Origin of the sequence: Legionella sp. W05-934-2 (assembly GCF_964199965.1) — a bacterium.
In the GTDB taxonomy this organism is placed as follows: Bacteria; Pseudomonadota; Gammaproteobacteria; order Legionellales; family Legionellaceae; genus JAFIFT01.
Genome location: NZ_CAXMZT010000016.1, coordinates 1 through 12,560 on the forward strand (window position 1 = coordinate 1; position 12,560 = coordinate 12,560).

Sequence of the window (12,560 nt, forward strand, 5' to 3'; positions counted from 1 at the left end):
ATGATAGGGAACAAAAAATGTATAAAATATGATACAGTTTTGTTACCGATGTATCCGGTCAAGTTTGTTACCTATGTACCGGTCACACCGTTACGGTCAAATAGCGGCAATCCTGAGGAGGCTTGTACGACAAACGCATTAGAATGGTCATCGCTAAAATGGCGCGCACCTAGCTGCATCGCTAACGTGGGCCACACATTGCGCTTTGTTGCTGTAATCAATAGCCGGTTCACCTCAGCAATTAAGCTTTTCTCGCAAAGGAAAATACTCTTAAGCATTCGTTTTTTGATAATTGGCCAGCTTATAATGCGGTGGGGCATACTGTGGGCATCGTAGGTAAAGCGAGTTTCTGGGGATTTTCCCAGGGTCTGTGCTAGTTTTCCTTTGGCGATATTGAGATCGCGACGGGCTCTCATTTGCATGATTTTTTCATTGGTTAAATCGATTTTTGCAAACTCTAAATCCAGTTGTTTACTGGCGCCGGAGCGGATTTTTCTTTCAACGTCGTTGACAATATCTTGACTAAGCTTCACCAACTGCCCTGTTGTTTGGTACCACTGTTGTGCATAGATAACGTCGACATAAGCCTTTCCCACTTGGATATACAACTCAGACTTTTTTCGAGCAATGGCAGCTTGCATCGACGCATAGCGTGCTTGCGCTACTTTTTGCTGGAACGACCATTTCCCACCTAAAGGAATCGGCTGCGTTAGGTATACGGTAGATTCAGCCGATTCAAATCCACTAAACTCCCCTGAACCACCAATATTTTCAGACTCTAAGGTAAGTGTGGGATTTAAAAAACGATGACTTTGAATCACTTGGCCTTTCGCCGCTTGCGCTTGTGCGATTTGGGCCTGTAAATCAGGATTATTTCGATAAGCCAGATTAAGCGCTTGCTTAAACGATAGCATAGGCTGTGCACAGAATACGAAGCAACAATAGGTTGTCAAAAATATTCCAAATAGGAGTCTTCGTTTGTGCATAGTTAAATTTTAAAAAGGATTCTAACTTATAATCATATACCTAGGAGGTAACAAATTGCTAGGTATTGGCGTTGATTGCTTCAAGGCCTAATAAGTTGAGTAAAAATCGCACAACAAATCAAGCGGTCTTGAATTGATCAATGACAACTTAAATGATATCGTGCTTATTTTTTATGAACTGTAGGGATGTTATGTACACAAAACAAAATGTTGATGAATTGGTTGCGGCGTTTGTAAAAAAGCATATTCAAGAAAAGGATACTAAAACACTTAGACAACATGTCCTCCAGGAGAAAGTCTTTATACAACTTTGTGAATCAAATCTGTATCCATTGATTGAGAAAAATTATAAAGATTCGCTGCAAGATGAAACGGCGAAACTTGAGAAAAAATATTACAAAAAGCAGCATCAATTGGATCAAAAGGAAATAGAGCGCCTTACTCAGTTAAAGAATGACAACCAAGATAATAGTTTAAGATGCCAAAAACAGATCCAACAATACAAGACAAACATATTTCAGCTGGAAATAGGTCTGAATGATAATTCATCGAATAGAGATTTAGCACGTCGGCAGCATATTCATTCACACCCAGCTACGTCTGATCCCAACCATCATGGGCGAGAATCACAGTCTGATACGCATCACCATGGACGAGATTCACAAACTTCATCGCATACGCATGGGCGGGAGGAAGCGCCGGATTTATCGAGATTTGATCAAATCGAGCGGGAACTCAGGCAGAAGATACTTGATTTTGAAAATAAAATAATGCGGGAAGAGTCGAACCTAAGACGTTTTGAAGTGGAGTCAAGTCAGCTTCAGGAACAGATCTCCGCCATCAACTTTCGGCAACAACGGTACAACGTTAATAACGATTTAAAAACCTATTTATCCGAATCGCACTATCAGCAATTGGAAAAAGATCGCCGAAACTTAGAGCAAACATTAACGGGAACCCAAAATGAGTTAAAGCGACACGTCCAAGCTAGTTGTCATGCCTGTTTATTGGAGAGTTTACGCTCGCATTTAAATTCGATGAAATCAGCAAGCAAGCTTGATGAATCACAAACTGGCTTATTGCGTCTCGTTGAGGCAATTTTTCAAAGAAAAGAAGACATTGCACAATTAAAAAAACAGTTAACGGAGATGCGTTCTAGGCATCAAAAGGAGAAGGATGGTCAGGAAAAGGTTGTTCTTGAAGCCAATAAGACGTTATTACGACAACAAACATTATGCACGCGCTTAGACCAATCTATTTTCGAATCAGAACAATTTTTACTGCAAATTCCCCAACAGATACAACAACTCGAACTAGCCAACCAACAATTGAAAGAACAAGAAGAAACGTTTCAACGTGACCATAGTGACTTAGAGAAAACCGCTCGCAAGGCAAATTCGACTTATGCCAAAGTCAAAGGGTATTGTATGCCTATCATTTATGCCTCTGTTGGACTAGCTGCCGTTTCCGTCATCCCGTTAGTGATAGCTTCCGCACCCGCATGGACCATCGCATCGCTGGTCACGCTTTCTTTGAGTGCCTTGTCAGTGCTTGTTGCTGGAGGAGTAAACATCGGTTACAGCCTTAATGCTTCTTGGAAACAAAGCGCATTTGAATCAAATACGACTCAGATACGAGAAAAGCAACAAGGGCAATTTGAGAATGTTAAAAAAATTATGGGTCTGCAAGATTCACAAATAAAGCTTCCTGACACCATAGAAAAAGGTAAACAAAGCCTAGCGACGGAGAACGAAACCCTGGAGAAAAATCAAAAGTCATTGCAAGATGAACAGAAAAAACTTCGGGAAATGGTCAAAGCGCATAAGCAAGCAGAAAGTCAGTTAGAAGCTGAAATCAAGCAGTTAAAAGACAAGCCGATAGACGAAGGGGAAAAAGTCAGCCATCTTTCGATTTTTGCTTCACCAACACAAGAGCCGACCAAACCCTGGAGCCCGACATACACAACGATTTTAAATTAAATCATAGGATCGTAGCCCGCATGCAGTGAAGTGCTGAGGAATCCGGGATTAACAGGGCTGCACAGAGTGCCCCAGGCGTTTATTTAACCAAATAACCCCCTCTCCACCATGCGAAGCATGGTGGAGAGGGGGTATCATAACGATCATAACGGAAACCATTCGATACTAACGTCTTAAGGATGATGGGCTTTCAAAGGCTGTGAATGGGTATCCTCGTCTGCCGCCTTCTGGAACAAGGTTTGAATCGCTAAAGGCCCTTGTTCCAATTTTGGAAAATCTAACCAAGTCGGTTGATGCGGTGGTTTGTTATTTAATTGGTTAGCAATATCGCTTGGGTGATTGCGGATGAACGCCATTTGTGTAATGGATACTTCAGTCGGTGTGATCAAATGGTTGGCGCCTTTGTAAGATTGCTTGAACGTATTTAATGGGCCAATCAGTAGCGTATTAATAAAACTGAGTAAGCTTGAGTCTGAAAATGCACGAGCAATCGTGTTGAGGTGAGCCATGAGCACGGGGGGCAGGTCCCCATTTCGTTTGGCAGGAATCTTACCCATTTCTATCATCAGTAAAAAACGCGCTAATTCATTATTACGCAAATAAGTATTATCAATATAGGTCGATTGGTGGGCTAGGACCACCTTGGTTAATCGAAATAATTGGCGATTAGAAAGACAATGGCTCACTGCCAGGGCAAAGTCTGCCATGGCTTCCAGCGAGGTGTGAGCATCTTCCGAATAGGTTAGCTTTTCTTGATTCATAGGCTTTGGGCGATATCCCAAGCTATTTTCACAAATACATTCCTGCAAAGCCTCCACGTCTTTTAACGTCAAATCGGCTTTGATTAATTTAGGCAGCCAAATCTTGATTAAATCAATGGTCTGTGGCATAGGTTGCCATGTCGATTTCCTTGGCATAATCCCTCTCCTTTAATAACGGATCAATTGGTTTAGAATCTTACAAGAATTCCTATCATTTGGCTATTGTTTGACAATGACTCACAAGATAGGGCGTCGGAATTACCCATTTCCACACATTGGCGGCTTATGATAAAATCACAATTTAAACAGTCCGACTAGATATTGTTGTAAGAGGTCGCATGGTTAGAAAGATCCGATTAGCCATTGGATTATTGATTGGATTAAGTATCACAACGAATGAGCTAATGGCAGCGCAAATAACATTTGCTGCGATTGGGGATTATGGAAGAAACACCAGTGCTGAAAAGACGGTTGCATCCCTCGTCAAAAAACATAATCCGGAATTTATTATTACGCTCGGTGATAACAATTATCCAAAAGGGTGTTGGTCTTCGATTGATACGAATATAGGCAAATACTATCATCGGTTTATTTATCGTTATAAAGGAAAGCAGGGTGAGGGCAGTGAAAGCCTACGCTTTTATCCCAGTCTCGGAAATCATGACTGGGCAGCAGCACAAAGTTGCCTCCACCATGGTGCTCTTCCCTATTTAGCCTATTTTTCTTTGCCCGGAAATCAACGATATTATGATTTCGTCAAAGGCCCTGTCCACTTTTTTGCATTGGATAGTGATTATCGAGAACCGGATGGGAACGCTATCGGTTCCAAACAATATGATTGGTTTTTAGAACGAATCCAAGCCTCAACGGCGCCTTTTAAAGTCGTGTATTTTCATGTGCCTCCCTATAGTTCTGGAAGGCATGGTTCCAACACTACCCTGCAATGGGATTTTGCCGCACAAGGAGTCGATCTGGTTTTAACCGGCCATGATCATATCTATGAGCGAATCGAGCGTGATGGCATTATTTACATTGTTAATGGATTGGGCGGCGCAGGCCGAACACAATTTTCCAAAAATCTGGTGCAGGGAAGTCAAAGACAATACAGCAATCACAATGGCTTTTTACTCATTAATGCAAATGATCATAGCATGAGCGTTCAATTCATCAATGATCGAAACAAAGTGAGGGATGAGTTTGTGTTATCAAAATGATCTTTTTTGACTGAAGTGACCATATATATCATCTCTAAATTGAACCACCTCATCATTGTCCACCCAACTTGTGATATAGGTAATATGCAAGGGCATGTTTTTATTCAATGCAAGATGTTTGGATTTAGTGGTAGCTAGGTAGGGTTTGACATTTTCTACTTTGAGTTTTGGGTTGGTTTGACTGAGATATTCTAATAGTTTAAGCGGCTGCTCTAAACGGATACATCCATGGCTCAAGTTACGCTGGGGTTGATTAAACAATGACTTTAGTGGGGTGTCATGCAAATAAATATGGTCCTTATTCGGGAATATAAACTTAATTTTTCCAAGTGCGCTTGTTTCACTGTGTTCTTGAACTAAGCGATAGGGCATATCTTTGGGGCCTGCATATTCTTGCCAGTCAATATCTCTAGGATTTATTTCTTTCGCATCAGGCTTCCAGCTTTCTAAAATTTTTAAGTTATGTTCTTCAAGATAATTGGGATCTTCCAAAACTTTGTGAATGATTTCTTTCTCAGTAATATTCACGGGAACATTCCAACCAGGATTAATTTCGATGGTTTTAATTTCACTATCGAGTGTGGGTGTTTGCCAACTTCGGCTTCCAACAACGACACGCATCGACAATTCATTCTTACCCTGGTTAATTGCTTGCAGTTCATAACTGGGAATGTTGACTAATAAATAAGTGTCTGCCATTTTGGGCGGTAATTTTTTCCACATCTCAAGGCTTTGTTGCAATGAAGTAATACGCTCAGAAGGCGAAACATTTAATTGTTGAATGGTACTTTGACCTAAAACCCCATCATCTTTTAGCCCATGCCTTTTTTGAAAGTGACGCACCGCATTTTTTAAGCAATTATCATATAAATGAGTACTATTCTGCTCACACTCGATGGGCCAATCTTTCAGTAAAATAAGACGCTTTTTAACCTCAGCAAGCTCATTATGGGTCGAACCCGGCTTTAGTGTCTGTTTGGCGTTTAAATGCGGCCAGGGTTGGTGTTGAATTTTAGAATAACTGGCCATGGCCTTGTGGATTTTCTGCACTTGTGGGTGACTGGTATTATCAATCGATGAAACAGTGGCACATCCACTGATGAAAGAAAATAAGAAAAAATAGAAAAATCGCATTTTGCGGCAATTTGATTAGCTATTAAATCAATTATATTTTTAAATGTATCATGCTGACAACAACTATTTATTTAACATATTTTTAAACCTGTTTCATCTATGGCTCAAACACATAATGTGTTTATTTAATCGAGATTAGAATGGACAGATTATAGTCATTTTAATCGGTCAGAAAATAGGAGGGATCAATTGGTGTTCCCGTTTGCTTGCAAACGGGCTGCCGAATTGGGGACTACGCTCAAAAGCTAGCTATTTAAGATCCAAAGCGCAACGAGCGCGCAGACGAGGGCTCCGTTGAAGCGCTGGTAGAGAAAAGGCCGATATTAGCAGCACTAGCCGCTGTTTCATTTCCCGTGATCTCAGTAGAACTTTCGCTTCGAGCATGACGCATGGCCAAGGCTTCCACTTTGTGATTTTCAGCACCAGAAAGCACTTGCATATTCTCAAACCCTCTCTTGACTCGAGCTGGGTCTCGAAAGCCATCTATCTCATTCATATGTTGTTCTTGGAAGGAATATACAAATCAATAATGTGTAAAACAATTGAGTATCTCTCTTTCATAAAGGATCTCGAGGTTTCATTATCACTTTAAATGGTTCTGAATTTAATAAGTCTGGGCCTGGATGTAAATTGTTATTCCATTTTAAAAATAGGATGGTTAGTACGTTTCTATGTTCAGCTTTTTCAATCCGCCCTCTATCCCAAGGTTCATTGATAACATTTGTAATTGGGTCATAACGTTGTTTTATATATTGTCTAATTTTATCAATGGGTTGACGGTTTGTGATATTATCAGCTAATAAATAGCAAATACCAACTTCTATGATAATGTCATATTTAAGGCGAGATATAATGTCATCGATGTGAGAATCAAAATAATCATATATCCAATTAAAATCCTCTCTAGGTACCTTATGTTGGTAATAACTGCTTGCGGCAAATATAATGTGAGTCATACCATAAATTTTTTCTGTATATTCAGCATCCGTCAGTTGCCGAGCCATTTTTTCCTCAAACACTTTTTGAAAGGCTTCTTGATAATCATTGGTTATATCAATGATTTTAAGATTTCTTAGGGCATATACATGAAAAGCAATATTTGGAGAGGCATATTTAATCAATATTGGATTGAGAAGAAAACGCTTCAATTGCATGCTATCTTTCTTTAGTTGTTCGATGACATGGTTTGAATTTGGATATAATGTTGAATTCATCAGATTTAGATCAGAAGCAATAGTTAAAATATAGAGCATTTGTAGTTTTAATTCGATTTCCGGAAAATGATTGATAATATATTTTCTTTTTTCCCACTTATTCATAGCATCAAAATTTTCATCTAAATCCATTTTAAACCCTAGATCTAGGTTATGATTCCATTTTATCTTTCTGTTGAGGTTTTCATATTGTATTTTAGCTGCCAACTGATTAAATATAATCGGATAAAGGTATTTTTGATTTGCCGTTAACCGAAACATCCGAATAGCGTAGTGTGATTGTAGATAGGGCTTAAAATGATATAAGTTCGATTCAATTTTATTTTGAATGTTATCTGCAATAGTTAATATAGAAGAAAAAACCTTTTGATTTACAGATAAAATAAGAAAAATCAACCCGACATTTTTTAGAATGGCTCTCAGTAATTGTTTATAAAATTGGGGCCATTGTTCCATTGTATATTCATTTCCTCAATATGCTCTATTTCAAGTTTAGGTTAAGCATTATATTTAATCAAAATCAGGTATATCCACACAGAAAATGAAATAAGCAACATGTTAAAGTCTAAAAAATAATGATAAAAGTATAAAAGGCGCACTTGGCTCAGTTAGCGATGATGCTAATCATCGTCATGACAATATCAGCTTTTGGAATAAACAAGGGTTTGAATCTAGTATTGCAAAATTCAGCAAGAGTAATGAAATGGACCCTTCTTCTTTTATTAATTGAAAATAAATCCTTCAATCTAAAAATGGCTCATTATGAAGCCGTTTGGTGAATGGGTCCATTTCATTACGCTAGCTTATCTCTAAGCACAAATCAACAAATTAAGGCCATTGAACAAACAAAAACACATTATTTATTTGCATTATTTGAGCGCATTGTTTAAAATAAGCCTATTTTCGTATTTGTTGTTTCTTTTCAGAATAAGGTGAGTTAAATGCTTGAATACTATTTTAAACGAAAGGCATATGATGCCATGAGTGATTTTGATGAAAGTGTTAAAGGAGTTCTGGCTCAACTTGATATGCTTATTGAACCCTACTCTTGTTTTGGTATTCATCTTCTTTCTTTTACCTATCCTTTTTTTCATCTACTACACTGTGTCCAAAATTTAGTAAGCCTCTCCATGGGGGGGGTGGCGCTTGTCCACAGTGTGTTTGATTCTAAAGTGAGCACAAGGCAAAGTGCTAAAGTGATCTTGCTAGAAATAGGAAGTTTTACTTTTAATCTCATTCATGTAGGCCTATCTGTTATTAGCTTAGCGAGTAGAACACTTTCAACTCTTCTCAATTTAGGATATCCCAAAGAAAGCCGGCGTATGGATTTGTTTTTTAGTTCTTCTTTATGTTTTGCCGAACTTGCTACGCTTAAGAAAATGGATGAGTATCTTCTGGACGTAGCTTGCTCTTTGGAAACAGGTGTACGTTGGTAATGTGGTTCTGCCGCAATTTCTTTGATGAACATTGAATACTCGTTTTAATCACATCGCCCATGACATGCGTTATTGCTGATTTGGATTTATGGTTGCATCCGATGATTCATCAGTTTCTCAAGTACATATTTGACTTGCCTTATGCGAATTCAAATATTAAGCGGCGATTGGTAATTCAAACAATCCGCTACAGTATTTTTTCCATTTAAATTCATTTAACGAAATCCGGGGTGTTCGAAACCCAATATCCCGGATTACGGCTGCGCCTGCATCCGGGCTACATCTTTTGCCAAATCTATGCCTAATACGGTAATATTCTTCACTGGACTCTCCTGTTCTTTTTGTTTTTTTAGACAAAAACATTTTGGCTCATTTAATAGCCGGTTAAAAGAGAGGATGAGTCCATATCATGGCTAGCTAAATGAAGTTTTTAAAATCTTTGGGATATTTTATCTTTATAGTTGAGATGAGCGAAAATATCTCCAGAACCCTAGCCCCATCCTTCGACACGCTAAATTTGAAGTTTTGATGAATTGGCAGAAAAGCCTTGTGGAAAGTGGCTCCCCGGGACGGGCTCGAACCGCCGACCCAATGATTAACAGTTATAAAATTACGGCTTTTAATTACTTTTACCAAATTTTAAAATATTCTACAGCCCTTTTATTTAAAGGGTTTTCTTCTGTTTTTATGGTATAAGCACTTTTATTGTGTTTTAATTATCTCTTCGACACATGTTCGACACGTTTTCGGTACAACCAAAAGAGAAGAAAAATGAAGATCATAAAATCAGTCGTAGATAAATTACCAATCCCCGTTTCAAATACTCAGGGGAGAACGGCACAAAAGCGATATTACGATGATGCGATGAAAGGCTTTGGTGTCAGAGTGACTTCGGGTGGTACGAAAGCCTTTTTTGTTGAAAAGCTGATAAAAAATAAACTCTCTCGCATTACGTTAGGCCGTTATCCTGAACTTACAGTCGAAATGGCAAGAAAAGAAGCGCAAAAGTTACTGGGGCAGATTGCTATAGGTGTTGACCCGGTTGCTGAAAAGCGGGCTGAAAAAATGCGTGAAATGACCTTAAACGAGGTATTTAATGATTATATCCAAGTCCGTAAATCGTTAAAGAACAACACGTTATACAACTACAAAAAAGTGATAGGCACTGCTTTTGCCAACTGGATTAATAAACCTTTTCTTGAAATCACCAAAGATAAGGTTGCCAAACACCATAAAAAATTAGGCAAGGAACGTGGTGAGGCCTATGCTAACCTAGCTATGCGTTTACTTCGGGCATTATTTAATTTTGCAGCAGGGCAATATGAAGACTCACAAGGCCGATCATTAATTACCGAAAATCCCGTGAAACGCCTATCACAAACCCGTGCCTGGTATCGTGTTGAGCGACGACAAAGTTTTATTAAAGCCCATGAACTGGCGGCTTGGTATCTTGGTGTACAGCAATTACAAAGTGAGGTTTTGCGAGATTACCTAATGTTAATCATATTAACAGGCTTGCGACGTCAAGAAGCTGCGACTTTACGTTGGGATCAAGTTGATTTAAAAGCCAAAACACTTACCATCCTTGATACCAAAAATCATGACTCCCACACCCTGCCACTATCTAACTACCTGTATGAATTGCTTTTAGTGCGCAGCCAAAACAAGATCAGTGAGTATGTTTTTCCCGGTAAGGGTTCTGCTGGTCATATCATTGAACCACGTAAGCAAATGGCCAATGTCACTAAGCTCTCAGGCATTCATTTTACCGTTCACGACTTAAGACGTACGTTTATTACCATTGCTGAGGGGCTGGATGTCTCAGCTTATGCTTTAAAACGTTTGATGAATCATAAAATGAATGGGGATATCACGGCAGGATATATCGTGACTGATGTTGAGCGGTTGAGAAAACCCATGCAACAAATTACAGATTATTTTTTAAAGTGTATGGGGGCTGTAAATCATCACCATTAAAAGTTTAAGCATTCTTAAATTAACTATATTTCATTGTAAGTTTTTCAATAATTATGTGAAAAATCAAACATAAAATATAGTTTTTCTGATTTTATGCTATATTATATATATAAATATTCACATATAGTATGAAAAAATGAAGACTAAATATAGTAAAGCAGTTGCGTTGGGAGGTTTAGGGAAATTAGAAAGAACGTCTGTTTCTAAACTATGGCGTGGTACCAAAACAATAGTAACGCCAGAACAAGCTGCAAAAATATGGGAATTAACTCCAGCTCAAGCTGCAAAACGTTTGGCTTGGTTAAATAAAAAGGGCTGGCTTGAGCGAATCAGGCAAGGTGTATATATCATGGTACCTCTGGAATCATTAACCAGCGATATCGTAGCAGAAGAGCCTTTTGCCATAGCTTCAGAAGTGTTTGATCCTTGTTATATTGGCGGAGTAAATGCTGCCAACTATTGGGATTTAACAGAACAATTATTTAGAACCATTACCGTAATGACGGAAAAAAATGTGCAAAACAGGAAACCTGCTCTTGCAGGTACGGAATACGTTCTACATACACTAAAGACTGAATATTTTTATGGTTTAAAATCAATTTGGTTGGCTGGAGTAAAGGTAAAAATTTCAGATCCAACTCGTACATTGGTAGATATGCTAATGTTCCCAGATTTTTGCGGGGGGCTGAGTTTTATTGTGGATGTATTAGGGAACTATTTTAAATCTGATATGAAAAATATTGATCAATTTATGGAGTATTTAAAGGCAGCTCCAAATGGTGCGGCTTTAAAACGTCTTGGTTTTATTCTTGAGCTTAAATACCCAGAAGAGCAAGAATTGATAGACTATTGTCAAAAAAACTTAACCAACGGCTATGCTAAACTTAATCCCGCTCAAACTTGTGAAAAATTAGTCACTAAATGGCGAGTCTGGGTGCCGCAATCCTGGAAGGAAAAAGCAGTATGATTAACAAACAAGATATTATTGATGAAGCTAAAAAACATAAGCTGCCTGCGAATACCATTGAAAAGGATTACGTATTGAATTGGCTTCTTGCTGGTATTAGTGAAGCAAAACCATTACAAAATGGTTGGGTATTCAAAGGGGGTACTTGTTTAAAAAAGTGTTACTTCGAATCTTATCGATTTTCAGAGGATCTTGATTTCACAATATCCAATCTTGACGACCGGAGCCCAGATTACCTCAAAACAGTGTTTGTGGATATCGCAGATTGGGTTTATGAACAGATCGGACTGGCATTTCCAGAAGATGGCATAAGCTTTGAATTATATAAGAATCCAAGAGGAGAACTTTCTATTCAAGGGAAATTAGCTTACATAGGCCCTATGCAAAGAAGGGGAAATAATCCGACTCTTAAAATGGATTTATCCTGGGATGAAATCGTTGTTGAGCCACCAGTCAAGAAACCAATTTTCCATCCTTATAACGATGATGATTTTGATTACCAGGTTCAAACCTATTGCATTGAAGAAATATTTGCAGAAAAGCTACGAGCATTTGTTGAGAGAATGAGACCTAGAGATTTATACGATATTATTCATCTATTTGATGATCCCAGATGGTCTCCAGATCGTAAAAAACTAATGTCGGCTTTAGAAAAAAAATGTGATTTTAAAAATGTCACAATTCCTACTCTTGAGTCTGTGAATGCTATGTCCGGCAAAGCGGATCTTTTTGCTGATTGGAACGGCATGTTAGCGCATCAAATCTATGAGCTTGAAACACCAGAATTGTATTGGGAAAAACTACCTGATTTGTTTAACTGGTTGTATGGCAACTAGAAAAATCATGTTAAAGAATTTCTTACAGACATATAAAAATTGAGCGGGACATCGGG

Annotated in this window: 11 protein-coding genes; 6 read left to right on the plus strand and 5 right to left on the minus strand. The window is 38.5% G+C overall.

All coding sequences use genetic code 11. The features are described 5' to 3' along the window. Positions 1-71: 71 nt before the first annotated feature. Complete coding sequence (locus AB3348_RS14205; protein WP_367608273.1) at positions 72-986, minus strand: TolC family protein; 915 nt, start codon at positions 984-986, stop codon at positions 72-74. Positions 987-1,177: 191 nt separating this feature from the next. Here AB3348_RS14205 and AB3348_RS14210 point away from each other — a divergent pair, with 191 nt between their 5' ends. Continuing rightward, positions 1,178-2,965: a hypothetical protein gene (locus AB3348_RS14210; RefSeq protein WP_367608274.1), complete on the plus strand. Its 1,788-nt coding sequence runs from the start codon at positions 1,178-1,180 to the stop codon at positions 2,963-2,965. 173 nt (positions 2,966-3,138) lie between these two features. Here the strand turns inward: AB3348_RS14210 and AB3348_RS14215 are convergent, their stop codons facing one another. Then, positions 3,139-3,882 (minus strand): hypothetical protein, encoded by a 744-nt coding sequence (locus AB3348_RS14215; RefSeq protein WP_367608275.1) that lies wholly within the window; start codon positions 3,880-3,882, stop codon positions 3,139-3,141. 182 nt (positions 3,883-4,064) lie between these two features. Between AB3348_RS14215 and AB3348_RS14220 the strand changes: the two genes are divergently transcribed. Beyond that, complete coding sequence (locus AB3348_RS14220; protein WP_367608276.1) at positions 4,065-4,940, plus strand: metallophosphoesterase; 876 nt, start codon at positions 4,065-4,067, stop codon at positions 4,938-4,940. On the opposite strand, the gene AB3348_RS14225 is transcribed toward AB3348_RS14220, so the two are convergent. The 3 genes from AB3348_RS14225 to AB3348_RS14235 all read right to left on the minus strand — a co-directional run bounded on the left by AB3348_RS14225 (position 4,932) and on the right by AB3348_RS14235 (position 7,744). Further along, positions 4,932-6,074 (minus strand): murein L,D-transpeptidase, encoded by a 1,143-nt coding sequence (locus AB3348_RS14225; RefSeq protein ID WP_367608277.1) that lies wholly within the window; start codon positions 6,072-6,074, stop codon positions 4,932-4,934. The two genes, AB3348_RS14220 and AB3348_RS14225, sit on opposite strands and share 9 nt — an antisense overlap. 253 nt (positions 6,075-6,327) lie before the next feature. After that, positions 6,328-6,570 (minus strand): hypothetical protein, encoded by a 243-nt coding sequence (locus AB3348_RS14230; RefSeq protein WP_367608278.1) that lies wholly within the window; start codon positions 6,568-6,570, stop codon positions 6,328-6,330. A gap of 61 nt (positions 6,571-6,631) precedes the next feature. Continuing rightward, the gene (locus tag AB3348_RS14235) at positions 6,632-7,744 is read right to left on the minus strand and encodes a DUF3541 domain-containing protein (RefSeq protein WP_367608279.1); all 1,113 of its coding nucleotides are present in this window, start codon (positions 7,742-7,744) and stop codon (positions 6,632-6,634) included. A 485-nt stretch (positions 7,745-8,229) separates the two neighbouring features. Between AB3348_RS14235 and AB3348_RS14240 the strand changes: the two genes are divergently transcribed. The 4 genes from AB3348_RS14240 to AB3348_RS14255 all read left to right on the plus strand — a co-directional run bounded on the left by AB3348_RS14240 (position 8,230) and on the right by AB3348_RS14255 (position 12,504). Further along, a complete protein-coding gene (locus AB3348_RS14240; RefSeq protein WP_367608280.1) occupies positions 8,230-8,724 on the plus strand; it encodes a hypothetical protein in 495 nt (164 codons plus the stop codon). 771 nt (positions 8,725-9,495) lie between these two features. Next, positions 9,496-10,701, plus strand: coding sequence for a tyrosine-type recombinase/integrase (locus AB3348_RS14245; protein ID WP_367608281.1), 1,206 nt, complete (start codon positions 9,496-9,498; stop codon positions 10,699-10,701). Between the two features lie 136 nt (positions 10,702-10,837). Next, positions 10,838-11,668, plus strand: coding sequence for a type IV toxin-antitoxin system AbiEi family antitoxin (locus AB3348_RS14250; RefSeq protein WP_367608282.1), 831 nt, complete (start codon positions 10,838-10,840; stop codon positions 11,666-11,668). Further along, on the plus strand, positions 11,665-12,504 hold the full coding sequence (locus AB3348_RS14255) for a nucleotidyl transferase AbiEii/AbiGii toxin family protein (protein ID WP_367608283.1): 840 nt from the start codon (positions 11,665-11,667) through the stop codon (positions 12,502-12,504). Before AB3348_RS14250 ends, AB3348_RS14255 begins: the two co-directional genes overlap by 4 nt. The last annotated feature ends 56 nt before the right edge of the window (positions 12,505-12,560 follow it).